Origin of the sequence: Paenibacillus sp. LHD-38, assembly GCF_031157315.1 — a bacterium.
GTDB lineage: Bacteria > Bacillota > Bacilli > Paenibacillales > Paenibacillaceae > Pristimantibacillus.
On sequence record NZ_JAVIFU010000058.1, the window covers coordinates 17,822 to 34,548 of the forward strand.

General features: G+C 49.7%; 16 protein-coding genes and 1 tRNA gene. 12 read left to right on the plus strand and 5 right to left on the minus strand.

All coding sequences use genetic code 11. From position 1 onward, the window contains the following. Positions 1 to 11: 11 nt before the first annotated feature. Positions 12 to 1,277, plus strand: coding sequence for an FG-GAP-like repeat-containing protein (locus tag RCO25_RS29885; RefSeq protein WP_308999731.1), 1,266 nt, complete (start codon positions 12 to 14; stop codon positions 1,275 to 1,277). 172 nt (positions 1,278 to 1,449) lie between these two features. Next, positions 1,450 to 2,247 (plus strand): helix-turn-helix domain-containing protein, encoded by a 798-nt coding sequence (locus RCO25_RS29890; RefSeq protein ID WP_308999732.1) that lies wholly within the window; start codon positions 1,450 to 1,452, stop codon positions 2,245 to 2,247. 85 nt (positions 2,248 to 2,332) lie between these two features. Here RCO25_RS29890 and RCO25_RS29895 read toward each other — a convergent pair whose 3' ends face one another. After that, a complete protein-coding gene (locus tag RCO25_RS29895) occupies positions 2,333 to 3,505 on the minus strand; it encodes a GGDEF domain-containing protein (RefSeq protein ID WP_308999733.1) in 1,173 nt (390 codons plus the stop codon). A gap of 130 nt (positions 3,506 to 3,635) precedes the next feature. On the opposite strand from RCO25_RS29895, the gene RCO25_RS29900 reads away from it, so the two are divergent. From RCO25_RS29900 to RCO25_RS29910, 3 genes are read left to right on the plus strand one after another with little or no spacing between them, the layout of a single operon-like run. Further along, positions 3,636 to 4,763, plus strand: coding sequence for a glycosyltransferase family 4 protein (locus tag RCO25_RS29900; RefSeq protein ID WP_308999734.1), 1,128 nt, complete (start codon positions 3,636 to 3,638; stop codon positions 4,761 to 4,763). A 31-nt stretch (positions 4,764 to 4,794) separates the two neighbouring features. Next, positions 4,795 to 6,081: a metallophosphoesterase family protein gene (locus RCO25_RS29905; protein WP_308999735.1), complete on the plus strand. Its 1,287-nt coding sequence runs from the start codon at positions 4,795 to 4,797 to the stop codon at positions 6,079 to 6,081. Positions 6,082 to 6,128: 47 nt separating this feature from the next. Then, positions 6,129 to 9,416: an AAA family ATPase gene (locus RCO25_RS29910; RefSeq protein ID WP_308999736.1), complete on the plus strand. Its 3,288-nt coding sequence runs from the start codon at positions 6,129 to 6,131 to the stop codon at positions 9,414 to 9,416. A 5-nt stretch (positions 9,417 to 9,421) separates the two neighbouring features. Here RCO25_RS29910 and RCO25_RS29915 read toward each other — a convergent pair whose 3' ends face one another. After that, a complete protein-coding gene (locus RCO25_RS29915) occupies positions 9,422 to 10,462 on the minus strand; it encodes a YkvI family membrane protein (protein WP_308999737.1) in 1,041 nt (346 codons plus the stop codon). 61 nt (positions 10,463 to 10,523) lie between these two features. Here RCO25_RS29915 and RCO25_RS29920 point away from each other — a divergent pair, with 61 nt between their 5' ends. The 3 genes from RCO25_RS29920 to RCO25_RS34990 are packed head-to-tail and all read left to right on the plus strand — an operon-like array spanning position 10,524 to position 11,852. Next, entirely contained in the window at positions 10,524 to 11,549 is a 1,026-nt protein-coding gene (locus RCO25_RS29920; RefSeq protein ID WP_308999738.1) for an ArsB/NhaD family transporter, read from the plus strand. Continuing rightward, positions 11,491 to 11,796, plus strand: a complete 306-nt coding sequence (locus tag RCO25_RS29925; RefSeq protein WP_308999739.1) for a hypothetical protein — start codon at positions 11,491 to 11,493, stop codon at positions 11,794 to 11,796. The genes RCO25_RS29920 and RCO25_RS29925 overlap by 59 nt, the downstream gene beginning before the upstream one ends. Beyond that, entirely contained in the window at positions 11,751 to 11,852 is a 102-nt protein-coding gene (locus tag RCO25_RS34990; RefSeq protein WP_374992192.1) for a hypothetical protein, read from the plus strand. Before RCO25_RS29925 ends, RCO25_RS34990 begins: the two co-directional genes overlap by 46 nt. A gap of 9 nt (positions 11,853 to 11,861) precedes the next feature. Here the strand turns inward: RCO25_RS34990 and RCO25_RS29930 are convergent, their stop codons facing one another. Then, on the minus strand, positions 11,862 to 12,560 hold the full coding sequence (locus RCO25_RS29930) for a hypothetical protein (RefSeq protein WP_308999740.1): 699 nt from the start codon (positions 12,558 to 12,560) through the stop codon (positions 11,862 to 11,864). Positions 12,561 to 12,833: 273 nt separating this feature from the next. Here RCO25_RS29930 and RCO25_RS29935 point away from each other — a divergent pair, with 273 nt between their 5' ends. The 3 genes from RCO25_RS29935 to RCO25_RS29945 all read left to right on the plus strand — a co-directional run bounded on the left by RCO25_RS29935 (position 12,834) and on the right by RCO25_RS29945 (position 14,158). Then, positions 12,834 to 13,403 (plus strand): xanthine phosphoribosyltransferase, encoded by a 570-nt coding sequence (locus RCO25_RS29935; protein WP_308999741.1) that lies wholly within the window; start codon positions 12,834 to 12,836, stop codon positions 13,401 to 13,403. Between the two features lie 82 nt (positions 13,404 to 13,485). Beyond that, positions 13,486 to 13,806: a hypothetical protein gene (locus tag RCO25_RS29940; protein WP_308999742.1), complete on the plus strand. Its 321-nt coding sequence runs from the start codon at positions 13,486 to 13,488 to the stop codon at positions 13,804 to 13,806. A gap of 127 nt (positions 13,807 to 13,933) precedes the next feature. Continuing rightward, the gene (locus tag RCO25_RS29945; RefSeq protein WP_308999743.1) at positions 13,934 to 14,158 is read left to right on the plus strand and encodes a hypothetical protein; all 225 of its coding nucleotides are present in this window, start codon (positions 13,934 to 13,936) and stop codon (positions 14,156 to 14,158) included. Between the two features lie 146 nt (positions 14,159 to 14,304). On the opposite strand, the gene RCO25_RS29950 is transcribed toward RCO25_RS29945, so the two are convergent. Next, positions 14,305 to 15,285 (minus strand): CapA family protein, encoded by a 981-nt coding sequence (locus RCO25_RS29950; RefSeq protein WP_308999744.1) that lies wholly within the window; start codon positions 15,283 to 15,285, stop codon positions 14,305 to 14,307. A gap of 102 nt (positions 15,286 to 15,387) precedes the next feature. Here RCO25_RS29950 and RCO25_RS29955 point away from each other — a divergent pair, with 102 nt between their 5' ends. Further along, positions 15,388 to 16,053, plus strand: coding sequence for an SIMPL domain-containing protein (locus RCO25_RS29955; RefSeq protein ID WP_308999745.1), 666 nt, complete (start codon positions 15,388 to 15,390; stop codon positions 16,051 to 16,053). Positions 16,054 to 16,457: 404 nt separating this feature from the next. On the opposite strand, the gene RCO25_RS29960 is transcribed toward RCO25_RS29955, so the two are convergent. Further along, positions 16,458 to 16,541: transfer RNA gene (locus RCO25_RS29960), tRNA-Leu, on the minus strand. Between the last annotated feature and the right edge of the window lie 186 nt (positions 16,542 to 16,727).

The following is a 16,727-nucleotide window of genomic DNA, read 5'->3' on the forward strand; positions in this document are numbered from 1 at the left end:
GGAGGAGAACGATGAAACGAGAAACGGTAGATGCGGTCAAGCTGGGCCAGATCGATATTAGCGCAGCAGGGCCGCGGTGCAAGATGCTGCTTGGCGATTTAAACGGGGACGGACGAATGGAGCTGCTGCTTGTACAGCCGGATAATCGGCAGGATGTACGATATATTCCCCATCAGGTGCAGTGTCTGACCGCATACGGTCTTGATGGGCAATTATTATGGCAAACAGGCGAACCGAGTACGGAAGCCGGCAGCCAAGGATCAGACTATCCCGCACAAATCTATGATATAGACGGTGACGGCAGGCTGGAGATTCTATGCGTCATGGATGAGATGTTCTATATCTTGGACGGCTCCACAGGAAAGAAGAAGGAGAGTTATTCCCTTCCGGATCCCCATGCTCATGATTGTATTATCATTGCGAATTTGTCCGGCGGCGATCGGGCGACAGATATCATCCTGAAGGATCGATACCATAAGCTGTGGGCAATGAATCGGAATTTTCAGCCGCTGTGGACCTATGAAGGAAATCCCGGCCATTTTCCATGGGTTCATGATGTGAACGGGGACGGCAAGGATGAGGTGATGGCAGGTTATGATTTGCTTGACTCTCAAGGTAGATTATTGTGGAGCTGCAAGGAGCTGGACGATCATGCTGATTGCATTTGGGTCGGTGACGTGAATGACGACGGTATGCCAGAGCTCGTTATCGGCGGAAGCGTTACGGTCATGTATGACCGGGAGGGCAAGGAGCTGTGGCGTCATGCGGGTTCAGTCGAATCCCAGCATATTGCGTTAGGACGTTTCTGCCCTGAACTGCCGGGCATGCAAATCGCCGGTCTGGATCGACTTGTCCGTGAGGACGACGGGCTGGGTCTGCGGGGGAAGGACGCTTTGTTTCTCCTCGATTCGGAAGGACAAGAGCTGTGGAAGGAAGACCGCAAGACGGCTGGCTGGCTTACGATTATCGAAACCCTGCGTGGCTGGGAGCCTGGCGCTCCGGATTATATTCTCGCCTACCGCAGAGGCGGCGGCGTTTATCCGGCATTGTATGATGGACACATGAATGAAGCGGTACGATTCCCATCGAACGGGTATGCCGTCCATGCGGACATGCTTGGGACAGGAACGGAGCAGGTTATCATTTATGACGATTTTAACGCCGCAATTTATTCAAGCCGTTTTATTGATCTAAAAGCGTACCCTGCAAGCGGGAAGCAGATCCCTCAGCCAAAACGTCTCTACAGCTCTACGCTATATCCAGGCGGCGAAGCTTAAGGGTGCTTGAACAAAAGAAACACGGCAGCCCCGGGTCATCGGGGCTGCCGTTTTTTCTATTATTTAACAAATAGGCAGTAGCATAATCCTGAGAATTATGTTACTATAAATGCGAACACTAGTTCTGTTTTTCGTGAAGGCGCTGATCCAAATGTGAGAGGAAGATGCAGCAATGGTAACCGATCGATACTCAGAGATAGACGAAGTTATTGCATATATCCATGAAAATATTTATGAACCGCTTCCGTTATCAAAGTTAGCGAGATATGCGGGCTACAGCAACTTTCATTTCACGCGTATTTTTAAAGAAAGAACAGGTCTATCTCCGTTATACTACGCATCTTCGCATCGGTTGCAGAAGGCAAAGGATTTATTGCTGCAAACAAACCTAAGCATCCGAGATATCAGCTTGGAGATCGGACAACAGAGTCTAGGTACCTTCACCTCTAGATTTACCGAAAAAGTAGGCGTGACGCCTGCCGAATTTCGGAACTCTGCTTTGCAAGCAGATCAACAGCTGCTTTTATTAAAGAAGCTAAAGGGATGGCAGTCACTTCATTTGCCGGATAAGCAGCATGACCGGATAGTGGGAAGGATTCATGCGGAAGCGGCTTTCGAGGGTATCGTTCTAATCGGTTTATTCACCAAACCCATTCCTGAGGGGCTGCCTCTTTACGGAACGCTTCTTTCGTCATTGGGGGAATTTTGTTTAACCGATGTTAAGCCTGGCACTTATTATTTGATGGCGACATCAATCTCTTGGGGCATGCAGGCCAAAGACATGCTGCTTCCGCATGCTACTCTGCGCACAAGATCGAAGGAGCCTATTGTCGTTACACCGCATTTCTCCGTCCCGTACCAGAAGGTTACCCTTCATTCGCCACGCGCGGATGACCCCCCGATTTTGATTTCTCTTCCTTTGCTCATGGACAATTTCCTCAAAAAGATCATGCCAATACAAGAGAGCTAAGCTGACTTCTATTCGTGTCAGAAACATAAATTCTGTCCATCCGAGTACATGCAATATAATGTCGTGATGGACAGAACGAATGGAGTTAAGCAAGCGTCTTTCTATACGCGGCAGCGGATTTAAACGGAGTGACTTTGTTTTTTCCTGTTGATTTTGAGTGATACATGGCTTCGTCAGCTTGCTTAATCATTTCTTGAATGGATTTGCTCTCCTTAGAAGTACTAAACCCTATACTAAGCGTAACCATGGTCTCCTGTTCGACTCTGCGCCGAATGGATTCGGCTACGATCTCTGGCTTTACCCGCTCGGAGCTCATGCAGCTGAGCAGCTCTTCTCCGCCATAACGCCCCGCAGAACCAATTCCGCTGGACTCCTCTTTGATAATTTCAGCAACCTGTTTCAGCACGTCGTCAGCCCTATGATGGCCATGCGTATCGTTCAGCTTCTTGAAATTATCAATATCGCAAAAAATAATCGCCATAGATTTGCTGCCTTGAAGCAGCAGCTCCGCCTTGGAATAAAAATGGCGCCGATTATACAACCCGGTCAAGCCGTCCATGATCGAGGATTGATAGGTATGCATGAGCCGCTCGATCACCCATTCAAAGAGCAGAATAAACAACAGCGTATAATAAATAATCGGAAGCAGCTGGCTAACCGACACCAGCCATATTAAAGATCTGTGAAAAACATAAGCATCCGCCAGTCTCGCAAGCTCGCTTGCGAAGAAGACAATTAAGCTGGCGTAATATTTGGAGCTCATATTTGCGCTTCTCGTATCGAGCATAATTATGAAGATGACAATTAACCCATAAAAGTCGAGCGCAGGAAAGGTAAACGTCTGCGCATGGACAACCGTCTCTGCGGTAATGGGAGTAATCGCAAATTGTATGCCTGCAACAACGAGCGCCATCATACTCATAATGATAAAGGGAATGACTTTAAGCTGAGCAGACCTATGAGTATATAATTTCATGAAAACAAAGTTTATAATAATAAAAGAAATGATTTGCAGCACTGTAAAGCTTAAATAAAGATAGGGTGACAACGACCAGCCAGGATAAGCGAGAACGACAAGCAGGCATTGCTTAACGATGATCAAAGGGATGGCTGTAATCAGCAAACGATAAATTCGTTTGTTGCGGTAGCTTACATATAGCCTAACCGACATGAAGAGCATTAAGATAAGGATAACGATAACAGCCGAAGAAGAGAGCAGGAGTCCGTTTGGACCTGAAAGCCATTGTGTAATTGACATGAGTTAACCACCATTATTTTGGATTGATTGCAATAGCTTTACAGAAACATATGTTCTAATATATCATGTTTTACGGTGAACGAATAGTTGGCATACCTGTAACAAGTTACACCTCGAAAGGATGGGACACATGAATATTTTACAAGCCTTATTTTTCCCGCCGGAGCAGCCGGGCGGAGTTTCTTCCATGATCCCGTATATTCAAGATAGATTTATTAAGCTTGGCTGGCAAATGGAGTTGTTTTCACTTCCTAAGCGGGTGAGAAGCAAAGGTCAAGAGGCGGTCAAATTCGAGACCTTCGATCATACCGTTTACAGCGGAAATGCAATGGTAGATAAATATATACAAACCTATAAAGATTACGTATGGTGGACGAAAATGCGCATTAAAAAGCCGTACGATATCATACATGCCCATCATCCGATCGCAGCCCTCGTCATGAAGCAGCTGTTCCCGGACACACCGCTGGTTGTAACCATTCATTCCAGTTATGAGCGAGAGCTCATTTTGAACGGGAAAATCAAAGAAGGCGGGCCGGAGCATCAGTTTCTGATGAGCCTTTACGGCGAACTGGAGGCAAAAGCGGATCATTTGCTTACGGTATCCGAATCGTTTCGTACTTACATTGCTCCTCATATCAAGAAGCCCGAACAAATTAAGGTTATCCCGAACGGCTTTGACGAGAAGAGATTTAAGCCGATCTCCCATGAGAACGCGGTAACGCAGCTGATTACGGTGTGCAGGCTCGTTCCTGCGAAGGGGCTCGATGTACTGCTGCATGCATGCGCGGCTTTGAAGCAGAAAGGACATCCCTTTGTTCTCCATATCATTGGGGACGGACCCATTCGCGAGGAGCTTGAAGCGTTAGCGGTGGAGCTGGACTTATATGATGACATTATCTTTTACGGCTATATGCTGCATCCCGAAGAATTTATGCCGTTTTTTGACGTGTTCGTCCTGCCGTCGCGTGCGGAGGCATTTGGCTCCGTGTTCGCGGAAGCAGCTCTTTGCTGGCTTGCCCTGGTAGGCACCAATGTCGGCGGTATAGCCGAGCAAATTGAGGACGGCGTCAACGGATTGCTTGTACCGCCGGAGGATCCGGAAGCGCTGGCTGAAGCGCTGGAGAAGGTCGTTACTGATCCTTCTTATCGCTACCATTTGGCGAGAGCCGGCTCGGATAAAGCGAAAAAGGTGTATTCCCTTCAACGAGTTATCGCGCAGCTGAAAAAAGTTTATATCAGCATGAAGCCGGAATAAGGCTCATTCTATCGGAATAGGTGGTTAGGGGATGTCAGTAACGTTTCGATTCATACATGCCGCAGATTTGCATCTGGATAGTCCTTTTCGCGGGCTTGCAAAAGCACCTCGCCGCGTTCGGGAGGCTTTAACCGAATCTACCTTCGATGCGCTGAGACAGCTGACGCAAGCCGCGATTAGCGAGCAAGTAGATTTTATCGTATTAGCCGGCGATTTGTTCGATGAGGCGGATCGCTCGCTTAGGGCGCAGCTTATGCTCGTACGGGAGTGGGAGAAGCTGGCGGAGCACGGCATAGCGGTTTACGTGATCCATGGCAATCATGACCCACTGAACGGGGCGCGGGCAAAATTAGCGCTTCCGTCAAACGTTTATGTTTTTGGAGCGGACCAGATGGAATATCGGCCGGCTTACCGCAAAAGCGGTGAGCTGGCTGCCTTTGTTTACGGAAGGTCCTACGGAACCCGTATCGTTTCCGAGAATATGGCTGCAGCGTATCAGATCGAAGCTGAAGCACCGTTTCATATCGCGCTGCTTCATGGCAATGTTGACGGCGACGGCACGCATGATCCATACGCACCGTGTGCGCTGGACGAGCTAATCGGCGGCAAAGGCTTTGATTATTGGGCACTTGGCCACATCCATCATCGCAGAGTGCTGCATGAGTATCCGCATGTGGTATATGCCGGCAACGCGCAGGGAAGAAATCCGCGTGAAACAGGAGCAAAGGGCTGTTACTTGGTTGAAGTCACGGCTGCGAAAGCGATCGAACTGACTTTTTTGCCGCTGGATAAGGTCCGCTGGTACGAGAATGGATTCTCGATATCCGGGATCAGCTCCGAGCAAGAGCTGCTGCAGCAGCTGGATGCTGAGCTGGACCGCGTTATGGCGGATTCGGACGGACGGATGGTCATGCTGCGCTTTATCTTGAATGGCCGCGGGCCGCTGCATCAGAAGCTCTCAGACCCTGCGGTCGTTCGGACGCTGCTTGAGCAGCTGCAGGAAGGAAGAAGTATTACAGAGGACAATGTTTGGATCTATGTGTTTGGGCTGGAAGCGAATACCGGGGCTGAGCTGAGCTGGCTGGAGCTGGCGGAAGAGGACAGCTTTGCAGGGGAGCTTTACCGGGTCAGTACGGAACTTGCACAAGACGAGCGGCAATGGCGGGATTTCGCGAAAACCGCGGTCGGACCGATTGCCGGGCATGCGAAGCTCGGAAGGCTTCTGCGGAGCCGGTGGGACGAGCTGCCGGAAAAGTGGCTGGAGCAAGCTCGCGAGCTTACGCTTGGCATGATCCATGGACAAGGCGGGGATGAATGATCTTGCGTGCCGGTTTCTATCAAAACCTTTGGGAGATGACATGAACCATGAAGCTTTTGAAGGCTGAAATTGACGGATTCGGACAGCTTTACGGCAGACATATCCCGCTTGATGCGTCGGTCATTATTGTGTATGGACCGAACGAAGCGGGAAAAAGCACGATGTTTGGCTTTATACGTTCAATGCTGTTCGGCTTTGCCAAACGCGGGCAGCCGCAAGAAAGGCAGGAGCCGGTAAACGGAGGCAAGCATGGAGGACGATTGATTTTCCGCAATGCAGCGGATGAGTCTTATATCGTAGAACGTTATGCTGCTGACGGAACAGGGAAAGTAAAGCTGCGCGGTTTAAATGCTTCATCAAACATAGACGGACTGCTGCAAGAAGGTGCCGTACTCCCTCAGACAGAATGGGAGCGAGCCTATTTGGGAGGCGTCAGCGAGAAGCTGTATCGCCAGCTGTTCGCGATTTCACTGACGGAGCTGCAGGAGGTTGGCGCATTGTCCGGGGATGAGCTGGGACGTTATTTGTACCAAGCAGGCTGGGATAACGGGAAAACGATTGCAGCGGCGGAAAAGCGGTTAATGCAGGAAATGGAACTGCTGTTTAAGCCGCGGGGAGCTAATCAACAAATGAATCAGCAGCTCAAATCGCTCGAGCTGCTTGATGGTGAGCTGCGAAAGCGCCAGGATGCGATCCTTTCATACAATGCGTTGACGCAGCAAACGGAAAGTCTGGATGAATCACTTCGCCTTCTGGAGCTGGAGCTGCCGGCCAAAGAAGCGGTTCATCTGCTGCTGAACAAAGCCGTATCGTCTAGACCTCTATGGATTCGCAAGCAGCAGTTGATCATCGAACGGGAAAACTTCGTTTACGCGGCTTCTCTCCCGGCTCATGCGGAGAAGAGCTGGGAGGAGCTGCTTAGACAAAGGGCGGCGGAGCGGGAGGAATGCGAGAAGCTCAGACAGAAAGCGATTCTGCTTGAGCTCCAGCTGGATTCGATCAGCTATGACGAGCGGCTAATCCGCATAGGCGAGGAGACCGAGGCTCTCCTTCAAGCATCGGAGAGCATGCGTCAGCTGAAACAGGACGGCTTCACGCTCGAGACAGAGCTTCGCGAGCATGACGAGATGATTGCGAGACTCGTCAGCAGCATTGCGCCTGAATGGACGGAGCGGCAGCTCAGGGAGCTTCATGTTACGATAGCCGACCGCGATTACGTTAGGACTGCTAAGCAGCAGGAGCTTGACTATACGCGGACGGAAGAAAGGTTCGCGGCTGAGCTTGAAACGCTGAAGCAGCAAGAACAAGAAGCGTCTGCGGCCTATGAGGAAGCGAGGTCAGCCGCTCTTGCTGAAGCGCAGCGGCGCGAGCAGGATAGGAGCGGCACCGGATTTGAGGTGCTGCCGCATGCGCGTGATGCGCTGAAGGGGGCGTGGAACGCCTTGGACAGCGCACTCCGCGAGTGGGAGCTCGAGCGGGTGCGCTCTGCCGGAGCTGCTGCAGACGCGAGCGATAGCGAGGCGGGTGGCAGCGGCCCGGCAGCAGGCCTTGGCGGAGCCGGCCTGCTGTGGGCTGCGGCGGCAGGAGCGGGCGGAGCCGTGCTGGCGCTTGGGGCTGCCGCGCTGGCCGGTGCTGGCGGCGAAGCGGGGGTAGCTGCGCTGGCGCTGGCTGCAGCCGCGCTAGTGCTTGTCATCGCTGCGCTTCTGCGAAGCCGCAGCGCAGCTCGATATGCTGCCAAGGAGAAGGGCATTCCACTGCGCGGCAGGGGGAGAGCAAGGTCGGGCGGAGTCTCACCGACGTCTATCGAAGCGGATCAACTGGCTATCAGTAACCGCGAAAAACGAGTGCATCAAACGCTGGAGGCACTCGTGAAAAAGCCGCAAGAGGCTGCTGCTGCTTTGTTTGCAGCTAAACATTACAGCTCGCCTGAGCATCTGCTGGCAGCCGAGCAGGCGCGCATGCAGCTGCGCGCCGCGGTTGAAGACCGTCTCGAGGCGCTGCAAAACAGCGAGCGCCTCGAAGGGAGCCGCATCGAGCTCGCCCGCCGCTTGGAGCGCCTGCGCGCGCACGCTGCAAGCCGCAGCGAGGCTGCCGCCGCCGCTGCGCAAGCAAGACAAGCCGTCGCCCGGCAGTGGGCCGGCTGGCTTGAAGCACGCTCGCTGCCGGCGGGTATGTCGCCGACAGCTGCGCTAGAAGCGTTCGAGCTTGCCGAGCAAGCCTTGCAGCGTCTGCAGCACTATGACCGTTTATCGGCGAAGCAAGCCGCCTCAAACAAGCAGCTGACTGCTTTCGCACAGCAAGCAGCAGCTTTATGTTCGTATTTCGAGGAAGCGGAAGCCCAGCTGGCTGTTGACCCTGCTGTCGCGTTGCGGCTGCTTCATGCCGAAATACGGCGCCATGCAGCCGCCAAGCAGGAGGCACGCGGCATTCTCACTCGCCGCGATGAGCTGCTCTTGGCCAAACAAGCTGCAGAGACGCAATTACAAGAGCTGGCAAAGCAAATCGAATCGCAGTTGGAAGAAGCTGGACTCGCCAATGAAATGCAATATGAGCTTGCTCTTGAGCACCGCCGCTGTTTGCAGGAACTTGAGCTTGAGCTGACGAAGCTGACGCTGGAGCTCACTGCTGGCATGTCTGCGCAGAAAGTGAATGAGCTCGAGACGATGTTCGGGACATGTAATGAAGAAGAGCTTCAGTCTCTCTTATCCAATTCGCAAACAGAGTTAAATGCTCTGGAACAGAAGAAGCGTGAGCTGTTGGAGCAGAGGGGGAGGCTGCGGCAATCGCTGGATTTGCTGCTTAAGGAAGACGAGCACCAGAGACTGCTCGTAGGTAGAGAGATGACGGTTGCGGGCCTGGAGAAGGATGCGGAGCGTTATGCCATTCTTTCGATAAGCGCTGCGTTGATCAATCGGACGAAACGGATTTACGAGGAAGAGCGCCAGCCTGTCGTACTCCGCAAAGCTTCCCAATTTATCGCGAAGCTGACGGATGGCAAATACATTCGAGTGCTGACAACGCCCGGTGAGCCGGGTATCAGGCTTGAATCCTCGGAGAGGCGCATTGTAGACAGCGGAATGTTGAGCAGGGGAACGGCGGAGCAGGTATATTTGGCGATGCGGATGGCGCTCGCGGAGGAAGCCTCGAGAGGGGCTAAGCTTCCTCTTATGCTGGATGATGTATTTGTTAATTTCGACCGGGGACGGCTCCAAGCGGTCACAAGCTTGCTTGCTGAGCTGAGCTGTGACCGGCAAATTATTGTGATGACCTGTCATGAGCATGTCCGGGACGCGATGCTGGAAAATTGTGACGGAGCTTTACTGGCGCAAATCTGATTTGGTTAATTAGCGGACACTCGTTTCCGGATAATCAAAATAAGCCAGCCAAAGCTGATAAGACCAAACAACGGATACAGCGTTGAGAGCAGCGTGCCGAAGCCGATTTGGCTGGCTACGTAACAAATGGCGAGAATTAGCAGGACAATCAAGCTGCGCGCCCATTTCAAACGCTCGTGGAGCTGGAGGGTCAGCCCGTATATATCTGCGATGAGCGTCGTGAAAATTTCTGCAAAAATAATGAAAACATAAATAAACTGCACACTGGGTCCAAGCTGCCTGGCAATGCCGCCCATTGGGATCGCAAATTGCTGAATACCCGGCATATGTACGGATAATGCAATATGTCCAGCCAGCAGCATGAAACCGATCCCGATGCCCCCGACCCATGATCCGGCGATGATGACTTTTCGGTCGTTTATTTCCGCGCCAAGCGGAACCAGCACAGCTTGAGACATGGAGAGATTAAAGGCCGTATACAGAAACGGCGAGGCCCAGGCGGCCCAAATGGAATGATCGCTAACCAAGGTAATGAATTTATCTGCACCCGGCGTTCGGAACGTGTCGATCATGATGAGCACCGTAAAGAGCAGCATAATTGGCACGACAATCGCATTCACGGTAAGGATCGCATTCATCCCTTTCCGAAGTAAAAAGTAACATGCGGCAATCGTAATCAGCAATCCGGATTGATACGAAATGTTCCAATGCTCATAAAAAATCGTGCCGGCGCCGGCGAGCATAACGGCCGTAACGCCTAGAAGCACGACGAGCATGAAATGGCTGATGAGCCGTCCATATTTGTCGCCAAACAACGCCTTATTTAAGTCTTCATAAGATTTTGCCCTAATTTGGCTGGCAATAAGCATCATTTTTGTTCCCAGCCAAATGAATAAAACCGTAGATAAAGCAATCGTAATTGTACCCCAATACCCGAAACGGGTGAAAAATTGTAATATTTCTTGACCAGTGGCAAAGCCTGCTCCTACGATTGTACCCATGTAGGTCGAAGCAATTTGCAGCACCTTTCCAATACGTTTCCACATCGTCTACCGTCCTCCGTTCGCTAACCTCTTATTAAGAAGGTATGTCCAAGCGGGGACAGGCATGACATTTTTCGGAATTTTACGCTGCTTGAGCCTTGAAGTCTGGAGTTCGATTAGAACCATGTTTATTGCCATTATTGATTTTGCTGCCGCATTAACGTTTATTTTAATAAAGCCCAAGGGGATAAATGAAGCTTTCATCGCATTGGCAGGAGCGGTTATTCTATTTGCTGCCCAGCTTTTAAAACCGGAAGATGCGGCGTACATATGGGGTTTTGTCTGGAATGCGACGTTTTCGCTAATCGGAATTATGTTATTTATATCGTTGCTTGACTATAATGTTTTTTTTCGCTGGGCTGCCCTGCACATCATTCATCGTTTCCACCATCGGCAGCTGTTGTTGTTCATAGGTTTGTCCCTGATGGCTGCGCTTATTACCGTTTTTTTTAATAATGACGGGACTATCCTAATCATGGTTCCCATCGTACTTGAAGTAACAGCGCTGCTGAAACTTTCCCGAAGCGGAAGACTTTTATTTATGCTGGGAATAGGCTTTATGGCAGATAATGCGAGTGCCCCGTTAATGATGAGTAATATGACTAATATATTAACAGCGGATTTTTTCGATATCTCGTTTGGTGAATACGCTTCGCGGATGCTCTTGCCAGGGTTAATCGCAATCGGTGCCACCATTGCCGTGACGGTAGCTTTCTTCTGGCAGCCGATCAAGAGGGAAGAGGCAAGAGCGCCAGCGCCGAACCTCTTCCCGGTTCCAGCATCGGCTATTTCTGATAAACGATTATTTTATTTATCTTGGTTCAACATTTTATTAATGATGATTGGGTATTTAGGCTCGGAGAGGGTAGGAGTTCCTGTTGCGGCGGTAGCGGTTGGCTGCGCAGCGATTCAGTGGGCGGCTTCGGCAGCGGCCGGGCGTGCGCCGTTGAAGGAAACGGTTTTGCGAGCGCCATGGCTCATTATTGTATTTGCTTTATCAATGAATTTAATCGTATACAGCTTGCATGTGCATGGAGCGAGCGACAGCGTGGTTTCCGGAGGTCATAGCGCCTGCTGCGGAGAAAAATGAACTGATCGGCATTTTTGGATCCGGGTTATTGTTTTCCTTGCTTGCAGCCGCAATTAACAATTTGCCTGCCGTTCTTATTTCTTCACTGGCAATCGAGCAGGTAAACGGACCTGACTACTTGCCGTTTGCAAGTTTGCTGGGGACTTCGGTCGGAGCTCGCTGGCAACTTTGTTATGGATGCAGCTCGTACGGCAGGGAGGCATTACGGTCAACTGGCGTGAATATACCAAATACGGCCTGCTGCTAACCTTCCCGATTTTACTCCTCGCATTGTTTGGTTTATGGCTGATGGATTGGTCATAACCCTATCAGCTAGCTTAGCGCGAGCAGCTTAATGGATACGATTTGATTGTGGACAGGATCTAGATCAAGCTTGAGCAAGGAATCTTTAGCTTTGTAAGTGAGCAAATAAGCGGTTTGCTTCTCAGGCTTGCCAAGCGCATGCAGTGCTTCTTCGGGATTGTCGCCGATTCGGAGACCGCTTAGTCCTGCTGAAATAGCTTTGCCGTAGACTTCGATATACTGCACGTTCTTATTGGCGTTGATGCCAACTGCAAAACCATCGTACTCAAGCACAGTAATCGGTTCGGTATCTTCCTCCAGCTTGTAGCTGTCTATTGGCTTGCCGTGAAGCTTGGACACTACGGAATCATGGTTTCCGATCGCAATGCCGTTAAGCAAGGGATTGTCGGCCGCCCATTCCGCATCTTCGCTTTGCGTTTTTACTGGAGCCTTCGAATCTTTCTCATCGCGAAGCGTCGAGGTTTCAGCGCTTGTGCCGCTAGTCGTATCTACGCGGTTTAAATGCGGCTCATTCGTCTGAAGCCCGTTGTCTGCCTGCTCAGAATATGTTTTCTGAGGGGTGTCAGGGTCGGTTTGAGGAGTGGTTGTAATAACCGTATAAGATGGTTCTTCGGGAGCTGCACTTTGGCAGCCGGCGAGCAAAATGACAAGCGCGGAGGCAGCCGCAAGCATGACGATTTTTGTCTGCTCTGTGCGATAAGGGATCATATTTTGCACTCCTTTCTTACTATATATTACATCGGATTTGATGCATTTAATTATAAATTACAAATGCAGCGAATAGGCTGTAGACATGAAAAGATACTAAACTATTAGACGCTGCCATGTGGAAAAAGTTGCTCTTTTCTCCGATGATTTGAAATTCTACCTTAGAAATACTCCGTTTATTTTTGGTTTCTGATTGAACCCTTCCATAGGGTTGCACTTTTTGCCTGACCTATGGTACGTTAACAAAAAGGATTTTGGTGGAGGTAATGAAAGATGGAGAATTTAAAAAAACGCATTTTAGCAGAATCGTCCGTACTGTCGAGTAACATGCTGCGGATGGATGCTTTGATCAACCACCAGGTCGACCCTAAATTGACAATGGAAATGGGACAAGAATTCGCTAGACGCTTCGCAGAGGAGCATATTACAAAGGTGATCACAGTGGAATCTTCCGGAATTCCAGCTGCATATGCAACTGCTTATACGCTGGGTGTACCGCTTGTATTTGCGCGTCGAAAGAAGACGCTGATCGCTGATCCGGATGCCTATGTTGAACGCGTGCCTTCCTTTACAAAAGGAATGGTAACGGATATTATGGTTTCCAAACAGTTTCTAACGGCTGAGGACAGGGTACTATTTATTGACGACATTATCGCGAATGGCGATGCCGCACGCGGACTAATCAAGATCATAGAGCGTTCGGGCGCAACTTTAATTGGGCTTGGCGTCGTCGTCGAGAAGTCATTCCAAGCTGGTGGAAGAACATTGCGGGAGCAAGGGATTCGTGTGGAACCGCTCGTTCGAATTTCATCACTAGATAACGGTGAAATAAAGTTTGAGTAGAATGTTCCAGCACAAAGGCTCTTTTCCCATCCGGCAATATCGCTTATAATGATACAGTAGTGATCGAGGGGAGGCACATGTTATGGGGGAAATGTCTGCAGAGTTTATGTATACGAAGCTAAGCGCTGCCAAGGTCCACTTTGAGCGTGCACTAGATTGTAAACATACGGAATTTGATGATTTGTATCCTTATATGATTGAGCATCCACAGTTTTTTTGGTACAAACGTTATGTGGCATGGTCGGAGCTGTTGACGATTGTAAAGCTGTGCGACGAATTGTCCATTGAGTGGCGGGATCAGTTCACTGACCGTCAGAGCGAATATATCGGCAAACGCGTGATGTCATCGCGAGTTTTGGATGAATGGTATGAAACCAATGATGCAAAAGAGCATGCAGGTTAGCTGAACGTTTGCTAGGTTCATTAATTCTTATTTATATTGTCAAACCAGCCTCAATGTTATGCGCGAGCATCCATTGAGGTTTTTCCATACAATCGGAGCTTTAACTTAGAAACAGGAGGAAACGAAAATGGTAAGCGAAGAGCAATTGGACAAATTTCGTGTAAGCGGCGAAACCATAAGGGTAGTAAGAGACGCTATGGAAGCAAACGATGTTCACGGCATCGTCGTTGCTTGGGATGATTCCTCTGTTGTTATTCGTCGTCCTAGCCGCCGCGTAGTAAAGCTCAGCCGCTCATACAGCTACGGACCGGTATCGGAGGAGCGTACGAATCCTTTTGAGGATGTTACATAGAGCCGTGTTGATCATTTTTTTTCGCAGCAAATAGCAAAGAGCCTTTGTCCCTTTGGCGGCAAAGGCTCTTTGCTTCGATATGATGTTAGTCGTCGGCGTCGTTAATCTGCTAGGCTAAATTACGCAGCTTGGCAAACGGCTGATCGCTAGCGGTAGCTAGAGACGGGAACGAGCCTGTAGGTTGGTTTTCCTCCGGGTTTTGAATGCTTGGTAATTGTACGGATGCGGCCGACACGCGTGATGTCGGTTGCTCCTTTGCTGTTTTTCGTTATCGTCAGCTTCAGTATCATGGCGCGAGTGGTATGCTTATTATTGAAAATCTTTGGAGATAGGAAATTGCCTAGCGAATAAGCCGCAACTCTCGTTTTGGTTACGCCATACTTGTCCTTCACCTTTCTTTTAACGACGGGCTGCAAGACATGAGGGTGAGCGCCTAGAATGGCGTTAGCCCCGTGTTTGAAGCAAAGGTCAACCAATCGCATTTGCGTTTTGTTCTGTGTGAGTCTGAACTCCCGTCCAAAATGGAGACAGACGATGACAAAATCGCATTTCTTTTTGATGCGGTTAATATCGGCTGCTATTTTTTTGGACTGAATCCGGTTAACCAGATAGGATTTGGCAACAGGCATTCTATTCGTTCCGTACGTATAGGATAGAATACCGATATCGATGCCTTTGACGCGCATAATTAATAAGCGTTTAGCCTCTTTTTGCGAGCGTGCGGTGCCTGTATGCTTAAGGCCGTGCCGGTCAAGGACGTTCAACGTGCGCTTGATGCCGTATTCGCCCCCGTCGGCACAATGATTATTGGCTGTCGTCATGACATCGAAGCCGGTATGCTTAAGTGTCGAAGCAAGCTCGTCTGGGCAATTGAACATCGGATAGCCGGTGCGCTTGCTGCGTCGTTCGTATCGGCCGAGTCGACTCGGATTGCCGCCGAACCAAGGCGTCCCGGAGAAAGTCGTCTCCAAATTACCGATCAATAAATCGTTATTTTTTAGATGGGGTGCAACTCCTGCAAATATCGAACCGAAAGAATATTGATTCTTTTTGGATATTCTTGCGGAGTCGATAATCTTATTTTTCATGAGTAAATCCCCGACAGCTCCAATCGTGATCGTAGTCAATATCTCACCTCTTCTTGTAAGAATGTATTACTTTATTCGTGCCTACAGGTGATGCGCTCGGTATGTGCCTAGGGGCTAATAAAACTAATAAGGAGTCGTGCCATGAACGGATACTCTATGAAACAAGTTGGGAATAGTCACTCGTCAAGGAACGCTACCATTGAGGTCATCGGGGAAGGGACGGCAGCAGCGCCCGCCGATCGAGCGATCGTCGTACTCGGGGCTGTGACGGAGGGCGCGGATTTGCGTCCAATTCAAGCTGAAAATGCCAATATCATCACAGCAGTCATTGGATCATTGCTGAGACTGGGCATACCGCGCGACAAGCTGCAGACGCAGGAGTATCGCGTTGACACCATGTATGATTTTGTGGATGGAAAACAAATATTCCGAGGTTATCAGGTAACCAACTTGCTTCAGGTGACGGTAGATCAAGTCGATCAAACGGGGACTGTTGTGGATACGGCCGTTAGCAGCGGCGCCAACCATGTATCCAGCATCAGGCTTACGACTGCTAGGCCTGATATTTACGAGCATCAAGCTTTATCGCTTGCTGTGCGTGACGCTGCGCAAAGGGCGCTGACGATTGCTAATACAATCGGTGTCGTTTTAGCCAATGTGCCGCTCGAAGTGCAACAGCTGCCGCTATCTGGAGGGCCCGTCCCGATGTTTAAAGCAGCGGCATTCGCTGACAGCGCGGTTACGCCAATCGAGCCGGGGGCTTTATCGGTCAAAGCTTCCGTCCGAGCCGTATATGCTATTTTGTAAGAGTGCTGCACCACATTCCACGATGATCGTTTGGTCGGAGTTAAAAGGAAAGAGCCTCTGGCCGTTAGGCCACAGAGGCTCTTTGCTTTAATGTTGAACTTTTAAGTTCCGTTAACGATGTTTTCAAATTTCTATTCTGTCCAGCTGCTGGATTGCGTTTTGAAATTACTCCTCGTATTTTGCTTGCTTATCCATTTGTGCCTCGGCCCAATAGAAAACAAGTATATTTGTTGATGAATAAATACGTGCATTCTAAATGATCGAGGAATTTAAGCATCAAAAAAACCACTTCCTATCATGAATTTAATATCATGACTATAAAGTGGTTTGAATTTATAAGTTGATTTCTAATATTGACCACTAGATTAAATATCGTCTAGAATAGTCATAAATGCTAATAAGGATGCGGTCGAGAGGACTCGAACCTCCACGGCTGTTACACCACTAGAACCTGAATCTAGCGCGTCTGCCAATTCCGCCACGACCGCATAACTTGTTTCAACAGTAGACATCTTATCATGAGTATGATGGAATTGTCAACATTATCTTATAAAAATGTTGTTCTTCTGTGATAATGTCATCCCATAACTGTTCTGAGATAATGTCACTATGGGACAGGAGACAATTACATTGAGCAGAGAAGAAATGAAGAAGGTACTTGTGGTGGGGAAAAT